Raw genomic sequence first — 23,363 nt, 5'->3', positions numbered from 1 at the left:
ATTGATCTTTTTGAGGTGAAAACATGGGCTTTTCAGAGAAAATAAAAAATTTAAGACAAGAGCGTTTACTTAGTCAAGAGGCATTTGCAAAGGAACTAGGTGTTTCTTTCGCAACTGTTAATCGTTGGGAAACGGGGAAAACACAGCCAACATATAAAGCTTTACGCACTATAAAAGAATACTGCGAAAAGAATAATGTTGAATTTTCGGTAGATATTAATATTGAAAGAGGTAGTACAAATGGCTAAGTCTACAAATATAAATAATAGAAGGTACCTTGGAAATAAATATAAACTTTTACCATTTATTAAAAAGGTTGTCGATTCAGAGTGTACAGATATTGAAATTGTTGTAGATATTTTTTCGGGAACTGGTGCAGTTGCCTCAGCTTTTCAGGACAAGCAGTTGATAACTAACGATATTTTGTACAGTAATTATATTTCTAACTTTGCATGGTTTTCACCACGAAAGTATAGTAGAAAAAAAATAGAAACCATAATTGATGAGTATAACGCTATGGTAATTAATGAAGAGAATTATATGACCATAAATTTTTCTAATACATATTTCAGTCATGATGATTGTTCGAAAATTGGATTTATCCGAGAGGATATAGAGACTAAATATGCAAACAAAGAAATAAACGAGAGGGAAAGGGCATTATTGATAACTTCACTTCTCTATGCGATGGATAAAATAGCGAAGACTTGCGGACATTACGATGCGTACCGTCAAGGTGTAGAATTTGATATGCATTTAGAATTATTGTTACCGGAAGCGAGTATAACGAATAATAAAAAAAATAAGTGTTACAATATAGATTCGAATGATTTAGCGGGTAAAATTGTTGCTGATTTAGTATATATCGATCCACCATATAATTCAAGGCAGTATTGCGATGCATATCATTTGCTTGAGAATGTAGCCAGATGGGAAAAGCCAGAAGTCTTTGGCGTTGCAAAGAAAATGGATAGGACGGCATTGAAGAGTAAATATTGTACCAAAAGTGCAGCAGAAGCTTTCGATGATTTAATTAAGCAATTGAAGTGTAGGTATATTGTGCTGTCTTATAATAATATGGCAAAAAAAGGAAATGATCGTTCTAATGCAAGGATATCAGATGATGATATCTTCAGAATCCTTTGTGCTAAAGGAAAAGTAAAGGTATTCTCTGAGGAATATAAAGCTTTTACAACTGGGAAATCTGATATAGAAGATAATCAAGAGAGATTATTTTTATGCATATGTAATGAGGAGGAATAAAATGATTCAATCGCCATTAAATTATACTGGCGGAAAATACAAGTTGTTGCCACAAATTCTGCCACTTTTTCCTAAAGATATAAATTGTTTTGTCGATTTGTTTTGTGGTGGTTGCAATGTCGGAATTAATGTTTGCGCAAAAAAATATGTTTATAATGATAGCTGTGAGCCATTGATTAATCTCTATTCTGTTATGCAGACTTTAGATTCAGCAAGCTTTATAGAAAAAATAGAAACTGTAATAAAAAGATATGGTCTATCGGATGTAAAACTATATGGGTATGATTTCTATAACTGTAATAGTTCAGATGGATTGGGGGTATATAATAGGGATAAATACATGAAGCTTAGAGCGGATTTTAACGCATTGAAAGAAAGAAATGTTGATTATTATGTTATGTTGTATGTACTTATTGTATATGCATTTAATAATCAAATAAGATTCAATAGAAATGGAGAATTTAATTTACCACCGGGCAAAAGAGATTTCAATCAGAAAATGCATAGTAAAGTTGAAAACTTTATAGAATTGCTTCAAAATCAAAATGCTACATTTATACATAGTGATTTTAGAGAGATAGAAATTGATAAACTTACGGATAAAGATTTTGTGTATGCTGACCCACCATATTTAATTACTTGCGCTGCTTATAATGAGCAAGGGGGGTGGTCAGAAGTTGACGAAGAGGATTTACTTCAAAAGCTCGATGATTTATCACAAAGAGGGATTAAATTTGCATTATCTAATGTTTTGGAATCCAAGGGAAGAGAAAATGTTTTGTTGAGAAAATGGATTGAATCTAGACCAAACTACAAAATGGTAGATTTGAATTATTCATATAATAATGCAAATTATCATAGACAAAATAAGGAACAAAAAACTAGGGAAATTCTTGTTGTAAATTATTAGGAGGCTAATATGAGAATAAAAGAAGGTCAGATTTTTAATCTGATGGATACAAATGGAAGAAGAAATGATGTAATCAATGCTTTGCAAGGTTATTTAACAATCTTAGATGATATTCAGAACGAGCAAAAAATGAATTGGGCCTCTATGCCGGAGAGCTTGGCGCAGTACGAGTTTTATAGACAGGCTATAGAATTATCACCTGAGGTTTTTGGAAAGCATGGACCATATGATAAACTTGCTGAAACACTGGAAAGAAATAAAGATTTCGCAACAGCCGTTCAAACTCAAGATATGGAATGGATTCAAAAGAATAGTTTTATGTTTCAAAGTCTTGTTAAGCAATTTGATTTAGGAATAGAAGATAGAGCTAGGCATTATACAAGTAATTTGGTGAAATTGGGATTCACAGATGAAGGTAGAGAAATTTCGCCTGTTGGAGAGCTTCTTCTTGATTTGAAAAAGCTGAGAAAAGATGATTTAGAAACTATGCTCCCGATAGATGGAGTTAATATAGTTTATTTGCGTCAGTTAATGAAATTGCGATTATTTGATACTGAAGGAGAAAGATACTATTCACCATTTAATTTGGCTATTTTTGCGTTATTAAAACGCCATAGGTTGTCGGAAAATGAGTTTTCTGAGCTTGTTCAGGGGTTAAGTCCGTATTCGGATTTTTCGGATATCGAACAATATGTTTTAAATTATAGAGAAGGTGATATTGTTTCTGGTGTTTCGATTGATATTCCGGCAGAGATACATACAAATGAAAGAGTATCAGAAACTGTATTTCGAGACAATTATAAAAATAGAAAAAGTAATGCTGGAGTTGATATATACTGGGTGTATTATAATCTTCTATTTGATTATTTAGAGAATCCATCCTCTGCAACAATAGATAAATTGCTTACATTTTTTGAAAATAACAAGGCAATGCTTAATAAGGCATTTGGGTGTGGTCAGAATATTTTTACACAAAAAACGGGAGATAGGCCGACAACAATTGAATTTGCTAAGCAATACAAGAAAATGTTTGAAGGAAATTTAAATATTTATATTTTTAAACAGTTTTCATTGTCAAAGATACTTGATCAAATTCGTGAGTATTCAGATACTACAAAACGTATTTTTAAGGCAACCGGTATTATTAGTTTTGATAATGGGTTTGTTGAATTAGCCTACCGAGAATTGTGTGCATGCATATTTGAGGAAGAAATAATTAAAAATAGAATAGCTGGAAGTATAAGCGAAGAGTTGCATTCATATTATGATTGTTATGCAGAATACGAAGAAGGAATAAACAGTTTTTATTGTGATGTAACTTCTTTGTCACAAATACTGGAATATTATGAAGAAGAAACTAAACAAGTTGAAGATAATATTCAAAAAGAATTTCCGGGTGCAACTATTGAAGAGATTCCAGTTATGGTTGCAGATAAACGAAGAAAGGAGTTTGCTGAATTTATAGATAAGAATTATCCTGCAGAGAAGGTTAAGGAAATTCTTGGACTATTTAGTAATCGAAGTAATGATAAGTTTATTAAAGACATAGTTAGTCTGGATGCAACAGTTCCAACTATCTATGAGTATGTCGTTGGTATTGCCTGGTACTATTTTTCGGGAAAAATAGTTGATATTCTGAGTAGTTATAATTTGACGTTGTCCGCAAACTTTGAACCTTTAGTACATGCTGGTGGAGGACAAGGTGATATTGTAATATATGAGGCTGATAAGGTTGTTATGCTAGAAGCCACATTGATGAATGCAAGTAGTCAAAAACGTGGAGAATGGGAACCTGTGCTTAGACATTCTATTAATTTGAAAGTCGAGGAGGAAACTGCTAACACGGGTAGGGAAGTGACATCATTCTTCATTGCGGATAGCTTTGATTACAATACCATTAATATTTGGAAAGCTGTTGCTGCAGTGCCACTTCAGTCTTCTAATGATAAAGATAAGTTTACGGATAATGTTGTTATCATGCCTGTTAACACAGACGAATTGTCTTCATTGATAGATAAGTCATCAGAGTACGATGAAATCATATCAAAGGTACATAAACTATTCGAGGTTGACAAGATAAACTTTGATATTGAATGGAGAGAAAAATTTATGGGAGCTATTATTTAAGCTTTTATGCTACATACTGGGGGAGGTTAAATCTCTACACCCTTTCTTCCTAAAGACCGATGCCCCCTCTCACGCATATTTTCGCGAAATTACACAGGGGGTATTGTGTTAACTAGGTTTTAGCAACTCGAATGGCTGAAATTAAGAGAAAATATAGAAATGCTGTGCGCGAAAAGTATTGCCAATTTGTGTAGAAGTAGGGCTGCCTTGAAATAGGGCAGCTCTTTTTCAAATATTGTGTTGACTAATTTATCCGGTAGAGTGATATATGTACATACCAAAAAGAAAGGTGGTATGTGCGATGATTACGGAAATTGATTTTAGGGTTAAAGGTGAGGAACGAAAGAAGCTGGCTTATGCCATCGTTGAATTGTTTGGAACGCCAGTAAAGTATACCAGAACACCAAAGTTTGATTATCTGATTGGAAGCAACGTTTTGGATAAGAATGGAGTGTTTCATGCATCCGAGGATATGACAGAAAGCATGTTGGAATTGGTTTTAGAACGGTTTTACAAAGGCGAGCCTATTCAACAATCAGAGCAGCGGGAGGATGAAACTGAGGAAGCAGATGTATTAAGCATATCAGTTCCAAGAAACATGTTTACAGATGGTAAGCTGGAAAATTTGCAGAAGTTGATAGAAGGGAAGCAAACACTTTTTAAACACGCATTCCTGACAGAGCAGTTGGAGGTTGTTATTACCGAGAATCAGGTTTCATTTCCCTGGTTTCCACTTGCGTCTGAGCCGGATGCGGTAAATACTTATACAGAATTTATTTCCAAACTGTGCGAATTAGCAATAAAGCTAAAACGAGTATCACTGACGGATAAAGAAGTTGAGAATGAAAAATACGCATTCCGATGTTTCCTCTTACGCTTGGGATTTATCGGAGACGATAGCAAGAATGCTCGCCGGATTCTTCTTCAAAATCTTTCTGGAAATTCAGCATTTCGCAAAGCATAAAATAATGCTATTCTTTGGTGTAGGGTGTCGCAGAGATGCCCTGTATTATTTTATTTTAAGAAGCTGTATGGCTTCTGGACGGATGAGCTTGCCATCGATACGCTCATAAGCTGCGTATCCGGTTAGATTTTCGCGGGCATACAGTTCTGTCAAGACTTTCACAGAAAGGGGCTGTCGCTCTAATATCCAGAAGTAGGACAGATCTTCAAATGCGACAGGAACGCTGCTGTCTGCTATATCCGGCATATAGGGAGATATAATCACTGGCCTGCTTAAAATCGTGTCATCTAACTGACGCCACAGATAATTGTCATCCTTGTCTTTTAATGTTCTGAGGGTTAATGATGTATTGTCATTCATTAATCAGACGCCATTCTTCCTGAATTCTGGCTTGGTGGCAAAGTATAAGACGATAATATCATCATAAGATAAACTATCGGCAGTATCAATAGAACGTCCTGTCTCGGCGGTTATTAAAAGGCCTGTTGGCTCGTTTACACCGGTTCCGTTGATGAAAACCTGTTCTTCGGCTCTGCCAAATCTGCGAGCAAATTCATTTGTTAAATACTTTTCTACATTGAAGTGCATATCCTCAATGAATCGGTTATTTAATTTTGATACAGCAGCTACCTTGTAAGAAGAAAAGGATGCTTTGTCAAAAGAATCGTTATCCTCTGGAAAGGCAGTAGCTTCATCTACAATGGCTGTATTAGCAGTAGAGAATACTGTTTGAATGAGACCTTCTTTGGTTGGGGCATGAAGAACAGTTCCGAGTCTGCGGAATAAGTTTTCTTTTACAACGGCATCTGAAAAGTCGTTGAAACTGCCAGAAGGAAACATATAGCTGTCGGAGCCCTTGTCATATCCTTCATATAAAATTTTCTCATTTCTTCTTTTGTTCCGGATAGCATTGCTAAATTCGTAATTATAATCGCTTGATGTTAACATATTACATACCTCCTTCGATATTGGCCAGTCTTGGATCGCATTGACTACAGATTAGCGTGTTATGGTTAATTGCTTCAAGTTCATGCTGGCAATGGTGCGGACAGATAATCTGCAGGTGTTTGGCAGCAGGAATCTTTTTTTGCGATAAGCCTTCAAGATGGAACAGACCGCTGTGGGACTCTGAAATACCAAATTCGTAGCTACCATCTTTCATAAGAGAACCCTGACTGAATTCTCCAAAATAATTGTGATACTTTCCGTCAGTTGTTGACGTTTGTAATGGGAAAATAAATTTACTCATGTTTTCTACCTCCTCTGAAATTTGTGAATTGATGTTTGCAACAATAATTTTCTACATCTGTTCTGCTTGCAAAAAATACAGTGGAAAATCCACATAAGACACACCAGCTATATTCTGATGGTGCGTTACTTCTCATAACAGCAACCGGATGACCATTTGGTGTTGCCATGAGCGATATCACATCGTATTGTGCTGTACCTAAATTACTTGGAACGAAGCAGGACGCGTAACATGGTTGAGACATTATATTAATCCTCCAATCTTTTCTTAAAATGTTTAAAGTAAAATTTCTGTAATTCTTCATAGGTGTCAAAATAGTGACCAGTACCACAGTATTCCAGACACCAGGGGGTATCTATGGTGTTACGGCTTTTCATAACAATGGCTGCAAAATTTGTGGTTTGGGGTATGATTTTGATTACTTCATAACGATCATAATCTAATCCTGACCACAGATACCTCTTTAAGTTTTCATCAATCAAATGGTTTCCTCCTTCCTTATAGGGTGCATCCAATTTTGGTGTGTCACTCTATGACGGTCAATTACATAACTTTTTATATACAATAAATTTTTCTCTTATAAAAAAGTTGTATATAAGAGTGTCACCGACTGACACCACCCATGAAATGGATGTTATGCTGCAAAAATAGATTTCAAACGAAGTCCTTTTACATACCTTCCTGATTTATCACGTTTACGCTCAAAACCGGCATGTTCAATTGCGGCATAAAAGTCTGCTGTTCCCCTGATATATTCTCCTGTACTCATGCAGTGACCGCGGTATAAGAAGAATACAGCTCACCGGATTTCTCTTTATAGCTGTCATCGATTTCACAACATTCACATAAGAAATCATCAAGCCAGTCATTTTCTTCCCGATATGATTTGATTGCATTCTGCACACATTCCGGTGGATCAATCTGGAAGTTATTCTGATATACCATTTGGGCACCTTCAATAATCCAGGTGAGAGCTGCACCTCCGGCATTTTCAAAAAGATAGTCAGCATAATTCTTAATATCAGATTTGCCTTCAATCTTTGCGTTAAAAGGAATGACAATCAACCTACGCCAAGTACCTGGATCAGTAGCACCAATCTTTGGAAGATGATTGGTATAAAGAACAGTAAGATGACTTGGTGTGAAACTAAGTGGATCTTTATATTTTTTTCACCATAAATCTGGACGGTAGAGCATAGTTGCTTGATTGTGGCTGTATTAAGACGCGTCCCTTCTTCTAACTCGGATGCAATAAGAATACGCTTTCCTTTGATTTCAGCAAGTTCTGGTTTTACATTTCTACGACATCCAACGGTAAGTGCGTCAGCGGATATGTTACCGCTGTATGTTCCCAGGACTTTTGCTATGGTATTCCAGAAGGTAGATTTACCATTCCGGCCTTCTCCATAAGCGATAATCAAGGCTTCTACATATACTTTTCCGATAGCAGCAAGTCCGACAATCATCTGTACATATCGGATAAGCTCTGTGTCATTGCAAAAGAATTTATTTAAGGCATTCATCCATATCTCATTTCCATTATTATCCGGTGAGACTGCAGTAACCTTTGTCATAAGATCACTGGCATTGTGAGGCCTTGCACCTGCGATACCATCCGGAAGGTGGTAAGTTGCAGTTGGTGTATTCAAATCATCCGCATTTGCATCTAAATCCGCCGGGACTTTTAACAACATCGGCCTGGCTTCTTTTAATGCAGAAGAAATGTATTTGGAATCACGACGCTTTATTACAAAGTTCCTGTAATTCATAGCTTCTTCAAACATGCTGTATGAATGTTTTTGCTCCGGGGTAAAAAGGTTCAGTGCCTTTGATTTACTCATGCCGGCAAGAATCGATAAAGCACCATTTTGCTTCATTAGCTCCATTACTTTCAGGCGATAGCCTTCGGCAGCATCAAGTTGTGAAGCAGTCAAGTCCTGTACAACAGCCTGGGCCTTTTCATCGGATGCTTCCCAGAGGATGCCATTATACCTAAGATATCCTGTTGCTGTGGTAAAAACCAGTTCATTTTTATGCTCCCTGCTTAAGATTTCTGCCTGCCCGACATCTGAAAAATCATTCGGCATAAGAGACGGTTTAAAGTTGTAAATCTCCGGTGGAATATAATCTTCTTGCTTTGCAATCTGTTTTCCAAAGTTGGTTGCGCTGTCCCAGATGTGGTCAATTTCTTCTTGGGGGAGAGGAGAGCTGCATTTGTCTACCTCGGCTAAGTATAATTGCTTTGCCGCCTCTGTAGCACCATAACGCTTTATTAATATACCTGCTGTATGAGATAAGGTTGCGTTGCGCTGCCCTTCTGGTATTTCTTCGAAATCTCTACACCAGCTATCATCATTTTCCACAAGAAAAGTATTTAATGACATAGTGCCGGCATGATATTCTACATCAGGAGCTGTAGTTCCAAAGAAAAATCTGGATGCGTCGACAGCGTTTGGATCAACAAAAGGAAAATATTTACTGAGTTGTTCCTTCAATTGCTTGTGTTCTGCAGCAGAGGTGATTGTATCTGTTGCAAAGATAATATGAAATCTTGGACGAGCCGATTGGCTGCCTTTGCATTTCATATGGTTACGACTGTAATGGATGGCATAAGTCAAAGGTTCGAATTCCTGCGCAATTTTTTCAGCAGTAATCCAGTTATCCGGATTGTCAGAAAATTCATTATCGATATCAAAGCCTGCACAATTGCTTTGTATAAAGTTGGCGTTGCTGCGTCGATAATTTGAAAATTTTGCACAGACATAATCGTGACTTACGCATTCTATAAAGGAAGCGGCGTCTACAACATCTATTTTGTGGGAATATTTGTTGTTCTTGGCGTTCCCTGTACAGTCAGCATAATACATGGTTAACATGCGTGTGTTTTCCATTGTAGTTCCTCCTTCCTATTGGCTTTCTGTTTGTGGTGTCAATGCATTTTCAGGATCTAAGTTGTGAAGCTGCTCGCACAACTTGTCATAGTTAACGAGTGCTTTGTTTCCAACATAGATAGCAGGGAGCTTTCCTTCTTTTAATAGAAGTCGTAATGCATGCTCCGATAAAAGTCCGGTTCTGGCAATTTCACGAATTGTCATCATGGTTGGCGTGGCGGACATATAATCACCTCCTTTAAAAGTGAGTGTTGTTATATTCAACAAGATAACACAAATAAAAATGTAAAGAACGAAGTTATGTATAACACAATAAAACATTATGTGCTTGTATCTTGTGAATATAAAAGTAAATAACACTTATAAACGATGTGGAGTAATAATGCGTGTGAGTAAAAAATGGTTGATAAAAGCAAACAACATGTTATACAATGTGAGCACAACATGTGGAGGTGAATAGAATGACCTTATCAGAGAGACTTAAACAGTTAAGAAAAGAAAGACATATGACGCAGGCAGATTTAGCTAATGTATTAGGTGTGGCAAAAGGAACTGTAGCAATGTGGGAAATGGGGAAGAGAAATCCCAGTTTTGAAGCATTGGAACAGTTGTCAATTGTATTTGATAGAACAATGTCATATATTTTAGGAGAGTCAGATGATCCTAGTTCACCAGAATTGGGAGAAAACGAAATTCAGAAGTTAGGATTATGGTCTTTGGAAGAAGATTATATGGAAATTATGATGAAATACTTAAGATTAGATGAAAGAGGAAAGGCGGCTGTAGATGCTCTTATTAATGCAGAATTCAATATGTGTAAAGCGGATGAGACGTTACTGCCAAGAGAAAATTATCAATTAACAATTAAAGTAAAAGGATAAAGGAACTGTTTTTTATTACAAGTCCTTCCGGTAAAAAGGTTATATATTTGCAGGAAGGAGGATTTGAGAAATGTACAATAAAATAATGGCAACGCCAGTGAAAGATCAGGTAAGTGCAACTAGCACCATTACAAAAAGGTGTAAGGATGACAATAATACCTGTTCTAACACCGGCGTTTTTGCATTTGAAGACGATAAAAAGAACGTGATTGTTCCAGTGTGTGAAAAATACACACTTACGATTAAGGAAGCAGCGGCTTATTTTAATGTAGGAACGAAAAAGTTACGAAGGCTTGCAGAAGAAAATACAGATAGATTTGCTGTGTTTAGCGGCAATATGTATTTGATAATTCGCACAAAATTTGAAAAGTTTATCGATGAATTTTCGGAGATATAATTGCTTTTATCTGCCAAATACTACTGGACTATTAGGGCAGAAAGAGGGATATATGGTATGCAAAGAAAGGAGGATGGCATAATGAGAGAAGGAAAAAAGCCAATGGCAGTATCTGAAAAGTATATGCTTACGATTAAGGAAGCAGCAAAATATTTCAATATTGGAATCAAGAAAATGAGACGTTTAGCAGAGGATAACGAAGGCGAATTTGCTATTTATATGGGAAATAGATACCTTGTTATAAGAGAACGTTTTGAGCAGTATATTGTGAATTTGAGCCGTGGAGGGGAGGACGAAGAAGAATGAAAAATCCAAGTCCAGGAGTGAAGAATATAATTACACCGACAGAGGCAATTGATTATTTGGGGCTTAGTCGTAGGAAATTTTATGATTTACTGAAATCGGATGAACAGAAGAATTTCCTTGTATTTTATAAGGAACGCAAGATGATTATTCGCACAGCGTTTGCAAGATATCTGGAAGCGCATCCAGATTTAAGGAGGCGATGTTAAATGGCAAAGACAGGAATTAGAAGAGACTCAAAACACCGAGTGTTACGCAGAGGGGAGTCAATTCGGTGGGATGGAAAATATCAATTTAAATATCATGTAAATGGCAAGGCGCATTTTGTATATAGCTGGCGCCTTGAGCCAACAGATAAACTTCCGGCAGGAAAGAAACCATGCTTATCACTTAGAGAACTTGAAAAGCAAATCGGCTACGATTTGGATTCTCAAATGCATCCAGAAGGAAGAAGTATGACGGTAGAGGAACTGGTGGAACGATATCTTTCTACTAGAATTGGTGTAAAGCTAAATACAAAAGCCAATTACAATTTTGTAAAGAATCTCATGAAGAAAGAAGATTTTTATTATAAGAAAATTGGCGATGTCAAAACCTCAGATGCAAAGCTGTTTCTGATAAAGCTGCAGCAGGATGGGAAAAGATATAGTACAGTGAAAACAGTCCGGGGCGTATTAAGGCCGGCTTTTCAAATGGCGGTGGATGACGATGTGCTCCATAAAAATCCATTTGGATTTGAACTTGCGGGAGTGGTTGTAAATGACAGTGTTACTAGGGAAGCGTTAACGCGAGATCAAATGCGAAAGTTTCTTAAATTTGTTCATGATGATAATGTATACTGCAAGTATTATGAAGTTGTGTATATACTTTTTCATACAGGTATGCGCATTTCGGAATTTTGTGGCCTTACAATTAAAGATGTTGATTTAGAAAATCGAATTGTAAATATCGATCACCAGCTTCAGAGATTATCCGATATGACGTTGGTTATTGAGCCAACAAAAACTTCCGCTGGAACAAGAAAACTTCCGGTAACAGAGGAGGTTGCAAAATGCTTTCAAGCCATCATCGAAGACCGGGAGAAACCAAAGGTAGAAAAAGTGGTGGATGGATATACCGGGTTCCTGTTTTTGGATGACAAAGGTCTGCCATTAGTGGCAATGCATTGGGAACATCGCTTTAACCACATGGTGAAGCGGTACAACGATATCTATCGGGTACAGATGCCGAATATTACGCCGCATGTTTGCCGGCGCACGTATTGCAGCAATATGGCGAAATCCGGTATGAATCCAAAAACGCTGCAGTATCTTATGGGACATAGTGATATAGGAGTTACACTTAATACCTATACGCATTTAGGCCTTGAGGATGCAGAGGATGAATTGAGAAGGCTGGAGGACTTGCAGAATGCCAGAAAAGAACTGGAACGGACGCAAGGGGAGAAGCCGGTGTCACAGAAGATGTTTAAAGCAATATAGGAGAATGGTTAAATTTGAGCTGGGCTAGATGCTCAGCTTTTTTTTGAATTTACCTGATAAGGATGGAGGTGAATGTGGAAATAATCATAAATGCTATGGAGATTAAAATGCTATGAAAAATCAATGAATAATGTTATAATTATCATAAGAGTATTCACGTATATTTTTACGACAAAAGGAGAATATATTTATGATAGATTTAAACTCAGAATTAATGGAGCAAAAAATGAAAGTTGATTTTAATACCTATGACTTATCTGTTAAAGAGTTGTTAAGTATGGTAAATGATGGACTGATAAATATAGCACCAGAATATCAGCGACAGTTTAGATGGGATGTTGAACGCCAGTCAAGTTTAGTTGAATCTCTCTTTTTGGGAATTCCGGTTCCAAGTCTTTTTATGGCAACAAATGTGGATGGAACTTGGGAAGTGATTGATGGAGTGCAGAGACTTAGTACAATGATTTGTTTTGCAGGAGATGATAATGTACGAGAGAAAGTCAATGCTAAAAAAGTTGAGCCCTTAAAATTGAAAGGATTATCAAAACTAGCTAATTTTAATGATAAGAGATTTGCTGATCTTCCGGTAGGTGTACAAAATAAGTTTAAACTGACTAGTATTAAAGTTATTACGTTGAGTGATAAAAGTGATAAAGACGTGCGCTTTGATTTGTTTGAACGATTGAATAAAGGAGGCGTAAATCTTACACCTCAGGAAATTCGTAGCTGTGTTTATCGAGGCGGGTTTAATGATTTTTTAAAAGAGTTATCCAAAGATTCTAATTTTAAGAATTGCGTGCATTTATCTGAGAGTCAAGAAAATGATGGTACGAGAGAAGAACTTGTTTTGAGATTTTTTGCGTATTTGTATGATTTGGATTCGTTTGAGCATAGTGTAAAAGACTTCTTAAATAATTATATGTCAAAGGCTGACAAAGGATTTAATTATAGTGAAAATGATAAATTATTCAGAATAGTATTCAAAATATTGAATGATGCCTTGCCTCATGGTATAAGTAAAGGAAGGAAAAATACACCACTTAATCTTTTTGAGGCTGTGTCAGTAGGAGCTGCATTAGCATATATGGATAATGGAAAAATAAACACTGTAGGAATAGATGAATGGCTAAAAGATAAAGAATTATTAAAATATATTACAGGAGCTACAAATTCGAAACCGAGAGTAATAGGTAGAATTGAGTTCTGTAGAAAAAAATTTGAGGGATAAAAGTGTTTAATGAAATAAAAGAGGAATTGACTCGTAAAATATGCGAACTAAGATTATGGCTTAGTAATATTAATGATAGCGATGATTTTTCAGCAATTAATAAGGGTTTGTTTTACGTGTATATATATGGGATTTATGAAGAAACAGTTAGAACTGTCGTTCAGAAAACGATAGAGGAATTAAATGCTAAATCTGTAAAAATTGATGAGTGTATATATGAGCTGTATACGCTCATTTTTTCCGCGGAATACGACAGTATATATGGTGTGGGTAATGAACATAAGTGGGAAAAAAGGTGGAATATTTCAGATAAATTAACTCGGAATCCTATCGTTTCTATTCCAAATGAAATAGTACCTACTGATGGCAAAAACCTACGATATAGACAATTAGAGAGTATCGCAAAATCTTTTGGTATTCATAATGCAATTCTTCCTAGGGCGGAAATTGGAGGAAACATTCAGGAAATGGTTGATAATAGGAATTATATTGCACATGGGAATAAAACTCCAAAAGAGGTGGGACGTGAAGTTTCGGTTAATGATTTACAATGTAAATTAGATCATATCTCGGAGGCGTGTACCTATATTATCGAATTATATGAGAAATATATTGAGGAACAAATGTATTTGAAAAATCATTAAACACAAATCACCGAAACATAAGAAGAATAACATGTTTTAAGGAGTGAATTGGTGTGGATAGCTTGAAATTAAATCCTGTACAGAAGGCAGCATTTTCTTTGATTCAGCAAGACCTTCGATATATTTATACGGTTATAAAAAATATAAATTCGAAAGCATCTAATTACATACCTTCTATGCTTCCGTATTTGGGTGTTGTTATAGATGGAGCAGAGGATTGGCTAAAGGCTATTAAAAATTCAAGTAAATGTAAATTCTGCATGCCATTATTTAATGAATCACAAACTATTTTTTATGAACAAATCAGAAATAGCATTAAGATGTGGCAGCAGGATTATAACGAAATATATATTTCGTTAGGAAACGCTTATAGTAAAAGTGATTATTATTTTGGAAGTGTCTGTAAGCCAATTGCTAAAGTTCTTAAGCTATATGATATATATGGAATGGATACTATAAATGGAGTGATTTGTGGGAATACTATTCTGTGCCATTGCTATTCACCGTTTTTTTCATACAGTGAGAATAATGGTGAGTATATAAAGGTAATGAGTGAAGTTGGTGGTAGATATATTAATTTGTTCCATGCAACGACTGATTTTCAGGTAAATAATGAATTGCAGTTTGGGGTTCAAGATTACGGAGGATTTATAAAATCACCAGTTGGTAATGTATATAGTGACAAGTTTGTTTTAATGTCAATCTTGTGCCAGATAAATTTCTTGTTATATGGGATTGAAAAATGGATAAACAATGAGATACCTACGAAGCTGAGATTTGGATATTTTTTATATTATTCTTTAATAAGTGTGATTGAACAAATAAATCAAAAGTTAGGCATCGCTTTAAAAATTAATTCGAAATGGAAATGAGATAGATTTAGAAATTCTATGGCACACTACAAGTTGGGAATAGTGTTAAAGGAGAGCAATTTGATAATTAGCGATGCAATGTTTGGCCTAACAGAAAAAATATTTGGAGAGGATTATTATACCATAAAAAAGTCAATTTATAAGGAACTAGAAAAATTAGCCAAGCAGATAGGTGCGTATCTTGACTTACCCCAAAGAATGGTATATTTGCAGTAAGAGAGAAGTAGTAACCCCACCTTTTACTACGTTTGCTGTACACATCTTGCAAAATTTTGCTAAGATTTGCATTTTATGTACAGAAATGACCAATACATAAAGAAAAATTAACACCGCGCAAAACGCTGCAAATGACAGTAGGAAAGCGCCTTTTGAAAGGAGAAATTATGAGCATTCGCGTACTTTTTATTTGCCACGGCAGTACACTAATCGAGCGCGGAAACCCTTGATATTCCTTGACTTTTTGAAGCTAACAGAGAAAATTTACTACTTATTTACTACTTACTAAAATTGTTGATTGCCTTGCCACGATATAAATAAAATTGAACATTATTCGCATAAGCGACGTTACCTTATCCCAACAGGGAAACAAGGAACGCCGCTATTTTTTTACCCTCATGTTACGCAGTAGGGGCAAAAAGAGCCTTGCTACATAAGGCTTTGCGGGTGTGGTTTTCACAGGGTAAGGGATTGATACCTAAACCCTCAAAATCGCTGTTCTACTGCGTAACAAATATGAAGCAAAGGAGTTGATGAAGGTATGGCAGTTTTCCGCGTGGAGAGAAACACAGGATATACGGTTATGAGTAACCACCATTTACGCAATAAGGAGCTTTCCCTAAAAGCAAAAGGGCTGTTATCACAAATGCTGTCCTTGCCGGAGGATTGGGACTACACCCTTGCGGGGCTGTCCTATATCAACCGGGAAAGTATCGACGCTATCCGCACTGCTGTATGGGAGCTTGAAAAAGCCGGATATATCACAAGACGGCAGGGACGCGACGAGAAAGGTAAAATGACCGCTATCGAGTACACCATTTACGAACAGCCACAGCCCCCGGCATTGGATTGTCCGGTATTGGAAAATCCAACAGCGGATAACCCGATATTGGAAAATCCGACAGCGGATAACCCGACGTTGGAAAATCCAATGCAATTAAATAAGGATATACAAAAGACTGACTTATCAAAAAAAGAAAAATCAAATACGGATTTATCAAATAACCATTCCATTCCTATCCTTTCCCCTAACCCCTCTCCTTTGAGGGAGGAAACGGCAGAGCCGCCGGAACGGAAGCGAAAGGAAGCGGCAGACGCATACCGAGTGTATGAGGAAATCATCAAGGACAATATCGAGTATGAGCATTTTATCAAGCATACTAACATTGACAGGGAACGCTTGGACGAGATTGTGTCCCTTATCCTTGAAACTGTCTGCACCAAACGAAAGACAATTCGTATCGCCGGGGACGATTATCCGGCAGAGCTTGTCAAAGCAAAGTTTATGAAGCTGAACAGCAGCCACATTGAATTTGTCTTTGACTGCATGAAAGAGAACACCACGAAAATCCGCAACATCAAGCAATATCTGAAAGCGGTACTTTTCAACGCACCCAACACCATTGACAGCTATTACACCGCTCTTGTCAATCACGATATGTACGGCGGCTATTAAAAACAGGAGGATTTTAATATGACACAAAAAACAGGAGCTTTGATTTTTGATGAAACGGCAGACCGTTACGACATTCGCTTTGACCTTAACGACTACTACGGAGGATTGCATTGTGGGGATTGCCTTGAAGTGTTTGTACGCGGCAAATGGAAGCCGACCCGCATGGAGTACGGGGACAACTGGTATCTTGTAGGTGTAAGGGCTTCGGATTTGAACGGGCTGCGGGTGCGTATCTAAAGGCGGCATGAAAAATGTACGCCTTATTTTTATGCCCCGAAGCGGCACACCACCCTAACAAAACCACGAAAGGAGGGATTTCATGCAAGATGAAGTCAACGAAAAAGTCGTGTCTTTAGCAATCAAAACATCTAAACTGACCGCCGAAGTGCTGCAAAAGGCTATGAAAGCCCTGCTTGCCAAAGGCAAAGGGCAGATAACCAAAGCCTCGCATGGGAAAATCACTATGCGGCAGCTTATGAAGCCGGGAGAAAAGGTTTCCAACATTGAGATTACCGACCAAAATATCAAAGCCTTTGACCCTATCGCAAGGAAAAACGGGCTTGATTACAACGTCAAGAAGATTGAGAACGGCAAGCCGCCGACCTATCTTGTGTCTTTTAGGGGCAAGGATATTGACGTTATGACCGAAGCGTTTCGGGAATTTACCGCAAAGAAATTAGGCAGGGATAAAAAACCCTCTATCCGCAAGCTGCTTTCCACTCTGAAAGACAAGGCGGCAGCTCTGAACGCACAGAGGGACAAAGTGAAGAAAAAGGACAGGGAGGTATCGCTATGAAGCCGGAACTTAAAAAGCTGCTTATCCTAAATGCCCCCTATCTGCTCTTTGTCTATCTCTTTGATAAAATCGGACAGGCGGTGCGGCTCTCTCCGGGGGCTGACCTTTCCGGCAAGGTGCTTTCCCTTGCAGACGGCTTTTCCGCTGCCTTTTCAAATCCGCTTCCGAGCCTTGCCCCTATGGATTTGCTTATCGGTATTGCGGGGGCTGTCCTTATCCGGCTTATGGTGTATTTCAAAGGCAAGAACGCAAAGAAATATCGAAAAGGCATCGAATACGGTTCTGCCCGTTGGGGCAACGTCGAAGATATAAAGCCCTATACCGACCCGGTATTTCAAAATAACGTGCTGCTGACACAGACGGAACGGCTTACCATGAACAGCCGCCCGAAGCAGCCGAAGTATGCAAGGAATAAAAATATCCTTGTTATCGGGGGAAGCGGCAGCGGCAAGACGAGATTTTTCGTGAAGCCCAACTTAATGCAAATGCACTCAAGCTACGTTGTAACCGACCCGAAAGGAACGGTTTTAGTCGAGTGTGGGAAGCTCTTACAGCGTGGCGGGTATCGGATAAAGGTGCTGAACACGATAAATTTTAAGAAATCCATGCGTTACAATCCCTTTGCCTATCTCCGCAGCGAAAAAGACATTTTGAAACTGGTAAATACCTTGATTGCCAACACCAAAGGGGACGGGGAAAAAGCCGGGGAGGATTTTTGGGTAAAATCGGAACAGCTCTTTTACTGCGCCCTTATCGGCTACATTTGGTACGAAGCCCCGGAGGAAGAAAAGAACTTCACGACGCTACTTGAAATGATAAATGCCAGTGAAGCCCGCGAGGACGACTCGGAATTTCAGTCCCCCGTTGACCTCATGTTTGAACGGTTGGAGGAAAAAGACCCGGAACACTTTGCCGTCCGGCAATATAAGAAATTCCTGTTATCTGCGGGAAAGACACGAAGCTCTATCCTCATTTCCTGCGGTGCGCGGCTTGCCCCTTTTGACATTAAGGAGTTGCGCGACCTTATGGAAACCGACGAAATGGAGCTTGACACCATAGGCGACCGCAAGACAGCCTTGTTTGTTATCATCAGCGACACCGACGATACCTTTAACTTTGTGGTATCAATCCTTTACACACAGCTTTTCAATCTCCTTTGCGACAAGGCAGATGATGAATACGGCGGCAGGCTGCCAGTCCATGTGCGCTGTCTGTTAGACGAATTTGCAAATATCGGGCAGATACCGAAGTTTGAAAAGCTCATAGCCACCATACGAAGCCGGGAAATCTCCGCGTCGATTATCTTGCAGTCGCAAAGCCAGTTAAAGGCAATCTATAAGGACAACGCCGATACCATAGTCGGCAACTGCGACACCACCCTTTTCTTGGGCGGCAAGGAGAAAACCACCCTCAAAGAAATGTCGGAAATCTTGGGGAAAGAAACCATTGACAGCTTCAACACTTCCGAGAACCGGGGGCGCGAGGTATCGCATGGGCTGAACTATCAGAAGTTAGGCAAGCAGCTTATGACGGAAGATGAAATAGCGGTTATGGACGGCGGGAAATGTATTTTACAGCTTAGAGGGGTGCGCCCGTTCTTTTCCGATAAGTACGACATTACAAAACACCCCAACTATAAATATCTTTCCGACTATGACAAGAAAAATACTTTTGATATGGAGAAGCATTTAAGGCGCAGACCCGCCCTTGTGAAGCCGGACGAAGTATTTGACTACTACGAAATCAGCGAAAGCGATTTGCAGGAGGACACCGACCATGAATAGACGTATCAGAAAGAAAAAGGACAAGAAAATCACAGAAGCCATAAACGGGCTTGTTTCGATTGCTGAACGACGGGAACAGCAGCGGCAGGCTGCTATCCGGCAATTTGTGAAACGGTGTGAAGCCCTGTATGAGCAGCAGCGAAAAGAAAGGAGGAATTGACGCAGTAACAAAGGAAAAGACAACTTGCATGATACGCGCCCCTACAAAAATTCCTATCGCCCACACTGACAACTGAATACCGCCGCGTGGCAGACACTTACGCAGCGCGGGGACTTATGACCGCGGCAGTTTGAAAACTGACCGCCGTTTTTTATACCCTTTTACGGGGCAAGCCGCATTTGCGGCAGAAAGGAGTTTTATGGAATTTTTCAACAGCGCAATCGGCGTATTACAGACTTTGGTTATCGCTCTTGGAGCAGGACTTGGCATTTGGGGCGTTATCAATCTCTTAGAGGGATATGGAAACGACAATCCGGGCGCAAATGCTCATGTGCCATAAAGTAACACACCGATAAATGCAGACAGCCAACCTCTATTCCGTATAAAATGGCGTATGTGGCATTTCAAATATGTGGTTTAGAAGTAGAAGAAAACTGAAAACCGTATTCCACGATTTGAAAGGATAGAGGTAAATGAGCATGGAAAAAACAGTATATATCACAGAGAAAGAACGGGAAATGTGCTACAAAGTAATTGGTGCGTTTGCGGAACTGTACGAAATGGAAGATGAAGATATTTTAGTGGTTGATGTTGGTAGGTACGGTTTTGTTAAATTGCAGTGCTATACACCGTCATATGGCTTTGAAGAACTTGACACCTATACAGACAGCCATAGTTTATTTGAAGGGCTTTGGGAGGAATGGCTTAGTCTAAATGTGTTTTTACTTGCTAGGGAAATGCAGTTAGACGATATTCTTTATGAGGATTTATTCAATAATCTGCCAAAGGAAAAACAGTCGGAACTTACCGGGAGAAAAGGCTATTTTGCAAAAAAAGCGGGTATCATTCTGTAAAATGAATTTTGCAGAAAGAAAACGCTCTATGTAGAGGGTAAAAAGATTAGAATGGCTCTGTATATGATAATATGCAGGGCTTTTCTTAATAACCAATATGCTCATTTTGATAAAGACCAAAAGACAAGCATTATGGAAATGTGCATAACTGGCTATGGAATCATGGATAACTCTATTCACAGCACATGGAAAAGCTAAAGTGCAGCTTTCCCACGTCCTGCAAACAGAGTTACCCACAATTCCATGATACAGCCAGTTATACACATTACGCACAATGCCGACTACTACGGAATCCAAATCATTTTTTCACAGAACAAGATTTGCTTTTACAGAAAGAGATTATAGGTTGGAATGGAGATAAGGGAACCTGCATAGAGCACAGCGGAAAAGTTGAAGAAACTGATTGAGGAAGAATTTGCCGGGCTTGTGTTTCTGTCTGCTGAAGATATGGAGTAATAACAAATTGGGACATAATGGTATAACTCTTTGTCCCAATTTGTTTATTGTTTAAATTACCCGTATTAGAATTGATATGCTTGCAGAAATCAAATATCTAACATAATTCCTCCCACTGTAATAATACCATACAAATTTTATGAATACAAGACTGTTTATATAAGCTGACACATGCTAAACTAGCCTAGCAATGTTTCAGTAAAACTTTCTTTCATTTTTCAAGGAGGTCATAATCATTATGGGGAATAATCAGACAGAAAAAGCGTTTGAAGAAAAAAGATTAGCACAAACAATCTCTTTAGCCGAGGAACAATTAAAGCAGGCAAAAGAAGCGGCAGACAAAAAAAAATCAGAAATTATCGAAGCCAAAAAAGATGTGCGTGAAAATACAGAACACGGCATTACATCACTGTACACATCAGACGGTTTCGAGGCACTTGTTGAATTAAGCCAATATATCAATCCTGTTACAGACAAAATTATAGATTATGAAGAAGAAGAACATAAAATACTTCTGTTAGAAAAGATGATAAAATCGCCCTATTTTGCCCGAATTGATTTTAAATTTGATGATGAGGACGAATTTGAAAAAATATACATTGGACGTTCTTCTCTACGAAAAAACAGCTATCAAGAGATGTATGTTTATGATTGGAGATCGCCGATTGCCAGTGTTTTCTATCGTTTTATGACAGGCGAAGCGTTTTATGACGCTCCATGTGGACGAGTAACAGGCGAACTCAATTTGAAACGCCAATATGAAATAAAAAACGGAACACTGGAATATTTTTTTGATTCAGATGTTCAGATTGTTGATGAATTTTTAAGGCAATTACTGTCACAAAACACTACTGCTAAAATGAAAGCTATTGTTGAAACAATTCAGCATGAACAGGACGTGGTTATTAGAGATATGGAAAATGACCTGCTAATGGTACAGGGTGTAGCGGGAAGTGGAAAAACCTCTATTGCTCTCCACCGGGCTGCTTATCTTATGTATCAAGGTTTACAAACAAAGCTGTCCGCAAATAACATTATGATTATTTCCCCAAATTCTATATTTGAGCAATATATTTCAAATGTATTGCCCGAATTGGGAGAAGATAATGTTATTTCTTCCGTGTTTGAAGATATACTTAGTGAGTTATTAAATGGCAGGAAAATTCAGTCAAGAAATGATTTTTTAGAAAACTTGATTGTCAATTCAAAATACAAGGAAATTTCAAGAAATAGTATAGAATTTAAAACGTCAAGTTTTTTTAGGGAAATTTTAGACCAATTTCTCATTGATATACCCCGCCAGTGGATAGAATTTGAAGATGTTTATTATGAGGGAAAATGCGTTGTAAGCGGGCAAATTCTAAAAGACAAGATATTAGGAAGACCAGAAACACCATTAGGCATAAAATTAGAACAATTAGAAGATTATATTTTAGAACAAATATTTGGAACAGGAAAAGGGCGGGGGCATAAAGAAGAAAAAAATCTAATCAAGCAGGAAATACAGAAATTTATAAAAATTGACATTGTTGAATTATATAAAATATTATTTAGCAATGAAGCCTATTTTTATAGCCTGCTGCAAAATAGCAATCCGTCACAAAACATAAAAAATATTTGGAAATATACTAAGGAAAATTTGGAAGCAGACAGCTTGTATTATGATGACGCAATAGCAATCGCTTATTTGTATTTAAAAATATACGGAACAAATAAATATAAAAATATTAAGCAGGTAGTCATTGATGAAGCACAGGACTACTACCCTCTCCAATATGAAATATTTAATTTTCTTTTTTCTAATGCCAAATTTACTATTTTAGGAGATATGAAACAGACTCTTGCCAAAAAAGAAGATATTTCTTTCTACGAACAAATTCAAAAAATATTGAACAAGAAAAAATCTTCTCTTATTATGTTGGATAAAAGTTTCCGTTGTACGAATGAAATTTTAAATTTTAGTTTAAAGTTCATTGAACAAAGTTCACAGATAAAAAGTTTTAATCGGAATGGCGATAGCCCAAAAGTATATATTGCTGATAATTCCGAAATCTTCATTGATGAAATTGTTAAGGAAATAAAATTATGCCAAGAGAAAGGGTTTCAGTCGATATGCTTAATTTGTAAAACCGAAAAAAATTCAACCTATCTATTTAATAAAATTAAACACAAACTTGATATTCAATTAATTAAAAATGGGAGCGTATCAGATTTACAAGGCGTGTTTATCTTACCAGTATATATGTCAAAGGGATTAGAATTTGATACTGTCTTAATTTGTGATGCAGATAGCCAAAACTACCATGATGAAGATGATAAAAACCTCTTATATGTTGCCTGCACAAGAGCGCTTCACAAACTTAGCTTATTTTGTGAAAATGAGGTTAGCCCGCTGATATAGATAAATTTACAATATATTGAATTGCCTAAA

General features: G+C 37.5%; 27 protein-coding genes and 1 pseudogene. 21 read left to right on the top strand and 7 right to left on the bottom strand.

Going from position 1 to position 23,363, the window contains the following annotated elements; genetic code table 11:
- The first annotated feature begins 23 nt into the window (after window positions 1–23).
- From DW152_RS10785 to DW152_RS10765, 5 genes are all read left to right on the top strand, one after another.
- On the top strand, window positions 24–248 hold the full coding sequence (locus tag DW152_RS10785) for a helix-turn-helix domain-containing protein (RefSeq protein ID WP_118288611.1): 225 nt from the start codon (window positions 24–26) through the stop codon (window positions 246–248).
- Window positions 241–1,263 carry a DNA adenine methylase gene (locus DW152_RS10780; protein ID WP_118288610.1) on the top strand — a complete coding sequence of 341 codons (1,023 nt, stop codon included), beginning with the start codon at window positions 241–243 and terminating at the stop codon, window positions 1,261–1,263. Before DW152_RS10785 ends, DW152_RS10780 begins: the two co-directional genes overlap by 8 nt.
- A gap of 1 nt (window position 1,264) precedes the next feature.
- Window positions 1,265–2,173: a DNA adenine methylase gene (locus tag DW152_RS10775; protein WP_199663844.1), complete on the top strand. Its 909-nt coding sequence runs from the start codon at window positions 1,265–1,267 to the stop codon at window positions 2,171–2,173.
- Between the two features lie 9 nt (window positions 2,174–2,182).
- Complete coding sequence (locus DW152_RS10770; protein WP_118288608.1) at window positions 2,183–4,300, top strand: AlwI family type II restriction endonuclease; 2,118 nt, start codon at window positions 2,183–2,185, stop codon at window positions 4,298–4,300.
- A 301-nt stretch (window positions 4,301–4,601) separates the two neighbouring features.
- Complete coding sequence (locus tag DW152_RS10765) at window positions 4,602–5,264, top strand: hypothetical protein (RefSeq protein ID WP_118288607.1); 663 nt, start codon at window positions 4,602–4,604, stop codon at window positions 5,262–5,264.
- A 45-nt stretch (window positions 5,265–5,309) separates the two neighbouring features.
- On the opposite strand, the pseudogene DW152_RS13510 reads toward DW152_RS10765, so the two are convergent.
- The 7 genes and pseudogenes from DW152_RS13510 to DW152_RS10735 form a co-directional block, all read right to left on the bottom strand.
- A pseudogene (locus DW152_RS13510) lies at window positions 5,310–6,104 on the bottom strand (phage major capsid protein).
- Between the two features lie 109 nt (window positions 6,105–6,213).
- Entirely contained in the window at window positions 6,214–6,513 is a 300-nt protein-coding gene (locus DW152_RS10750; protein ID WP_118288604.1) for a hypothetical protein, read from the bottom strand.
- A gap of 248 nt (window positions 6,514–6,761) precedes the next feature.
- Entirely contained in the window at window positions 6,762–6,995 is a 234-nt protein-coding gene (locus DW152_RS10745; RefSeq protein WP_243059917.1) for a hypothetical protein, read from the bottom strand.
- 152 nt (window positions 6,996–7,147) lie between these two features.
- Complete coding sequence (locus DW152_RS13660; protein ID WP_330416775.1) at window positions 7,148–7,282, bottom strand: hypothetical protein; 135 nt, start codon at window positions 7,280–7,282, stop codon at window positions 7,148–7,150.
- Window positions 7,279–7,458, bottom strand: coding sequence for a hypothetical protein (locus DW152_RS13655; protein ID WP_330416774.1), 180 nt, complete (start codon window positions 7,456–7,458; stop codon window positions 7,279–7,281). The genes DW152_RS13660 and DW152_RS13655 overlap by 4 nt, the downstream gene beginning before the upstream one ends.
- Before the next feature lie 116 nt (window positions 7,459–7,574).
- Window positions 7,575–9,404 carry a primase C-terminal domain-containing protein gene (locus tag DW152_RS10740; RefSeq protein ID WP_330416773.1) on the bottom strand — a complete coding sequence of 610 codons (1,830 nt, stop codon included), beginning with the start codon at window positions 9,402–9,404 and terminating at the stop codon, window positions 7,575–7,577.
- A 15-nt stretch (window positions 9,405–9,419) separates the two neighbouring features.
- Window positions 9,420–9,629, bottom strand: coding sequence for a hypothetical protein (locus DW152_RS10735; RefSeq protein ID WP_118288603.1), 210 nt, complete (start codon window positions 9,627–9,629; stop codon window positions 9,420–9,422).
- A 236-nt stretch (window positions 9,630–9,865) separates the two neighbouring features.
- On the opposite strand from DW152_RS10735, the gene DW152_RS10730 reads away from it, so the two are divergent.
- The 16 genes from DW152_RS10730 (at window position 9,866) to DW152_RS10660 (ending at window position 23,333) form a co-directional block, all read left to right on the top strand.
- Window positions 9,866–10,285 (top strand): helix-turn-helix domain-containing protein, encoded by a 420-nt coding sequence (locus DW152_RS10730; protein ID WP_118288602.1) that lies wholly within the window; start codon window positions 9,866–9,868, stop codon window positions 10,283–10,285.
- A gap of 205 nt (window positions 10,286–10,490) precedes the next feature.
- Complete coding sequence (locus tag DW152_RS13505) at window positions 10,491–10,682, top strand: excisionase (RefSeq protein ID WP_243059925.1); 192 nt, start codon at window positions 10,491–10,493, stop codon at window positions 10,680–10,682.
- A gap of 81 nt (window positions 10,683–10,763) precedes the next feature.
- Window positions 10,764–10,988, top strand: coding sequence for an excisionase (locus DW152_RS10720; RefSeq protein ID WP_199663840.1), 225 nt, complete (start codon window positions 10,764–10,766; stop codon window positions 10,986–10,988).
- Complete coding sequence (locus DW152_RS10715) at window positions 10,985–11,194, top strand: DNA-binding protein (protein WP_118288600.1); 210 nt, start codon at window positions 10,985–10,987, stop codon at window positions 11,192–11,194. The genes DW152_RS10720 and DW152_RS10715 overlap by 4 nt, the downstream gene beginning before the upstream one ends.
- Window positions 11,195–12,466, top strand: coding sequence for a tyrosine-type recombinase/integrase (locus DW152_RS10710; protein ID WP_118288599.1), 1,272 nt, complete (start codon window positions 11,195–11,197; stop codon window positions 12,464–12,466).
- 190 nt (window positions 12,467–12,656) lie between these two features.
- Window positions 12,657–13,694, top strand: coding sequence for a DUF262 domain-containing protein (locus tag DW152_RS10705; RefSeq protein ID WP_118288598.1), 1,038 nt, complete (start codon window positions 12,657–12,659; stop codon window positions 13,692–13,694).
- Window positions 13,695–13,696: 2 nt separating this feature from the next.
- Entirely contained in the window at window positions 13,697–14,338 is a 642-nt protein-coding gene (locus tag DW152_RS10700; RefSeq protein WP_118288597.1) for an MAE_28990/MAE_18760 family HEPN-like nuclease, read from the top strand.
- Between the two features lie 53 nt (window positions 14,339–14,391).
- Window positions 14,392–15,210, top strand: coding sequence for a hypothetical protein (locus DW152_RS10695; RefSeq protein WP_118288596.1), 819 nt, complete (start codon window positions 14,392–14,394; stop codon window positions 15,208–15,210).
- A gap of 757 nt (window positions 15,211–15,967) precedes the next feature.
- Entirely contained in the window at window positions 15,968–16,882 is a 915-nt protein-coding gene (locus DW152_RS10690; protein WP_118288595.1) for a DUF6017 domain-containing protein, read from the top strand.
- Window positions 16,883–16,900: 18 nt separating this feature from the next.
- Window positions 16,901–17,119, top strand: coding sequence for a DUF5348 domain-containing protein (locus DW152_RS10685; protein ID WP_002610290.1), 219 nt, complete (start codon window positions 16,901–16,903; stop codon window positions 17,117–17,119).
- Between the two features lie 82 nt (window positions 17,120–17,201).
- Window positions 17,202–17,678, top strand: a complete 477-nt coding sequence (locus tag DW152_RS10680) for a PcfB family protein (RefSeq protein WP_118288594.1) — start codon at window positions 17,202–17,204, stop codon at window positions 17,676–17,678.
- Window positions 17,675–19,462: a VirD4-like conjugal transfer protein, CD1115 family gene (locus DW152_RS10675; RefSeq protein ID WP_118288593.1), complete on the top strand. Its 1,788-nt coding sequence runs from the start codon at window positions 17,675–17,677 to the stop codon at window positions 19,460–19,462. The genes DW152_RS10680 and DW152_RS10675 overlap by 4 nt, the downstream gene beginning before the upstream one ends.
- On the top strand, window positions 19,455–19,622 hold the full coding sequence (locus DW152_RS13345) for a hypothetical protein (protein ID WP_002610319.1): 168 nt from the start codon (window positions 19,455–19,457) through the stop codon (window positions 19,620–19,622). The genes DW152_RS10675 and DW152_RS13345 overlap by 8 nt, the downstream gene beginning before the upstream one ends.
- 199 nt (window positions 19,623–19,821) lie before the next feature.
- Window positions 19,822–19,962: a Maff2 family mobile element protein gene (locus tag DW152_RS10670; RefSeq protein WP_118288592.1), complete on the top strand. Its 141-nt coding sequence runs from the start codon at window positions 19,822–19,824 to the stop codon at window positions 19,960–19,962.
- 139 nt (window positions 19,963–20,101) lie between these two features.
- Window positions 20,102–20,476, top strand: a complete 375-nt coding sequence (locus DW152_RS10665) for a hypothetical protein (RefSeq protein ID WP_071144610.1) — start codon at window positions 20,102–20,104, stop codon at window positions 20,474–20,476.
- Between the two features lie 694 nt (window positions 20,477–21,170).
- Window positions 21,171–23,333 carry a HelD family protein gene (locus DW152_RS10660; RefSeq protein WP_109215850.1) on the top strand — a complete coding sequence of 721 codons (2,163 nt, stop codon included), beginning with the start codon at window positions 21,171–21,173 and terminating at the stop codon, window positions 23,331–23,333.
- The last annotated feature ends 30 nt before the right edge of the window (window positions 23,334–23,363 follow it).

Origin of the sequence: Dorea sp. AM13-35 (genome assembly GCF_003473885.1) — a bacterium.
GTDB lineage: Bacteria > Bacillota > Clostridia > Lachnospirales > Lachnospiraceae > Dorea_D > Dorea_D hominis.
This window is presented reverse-complemented; position numbering and strand designations above follow the sequence as displayed.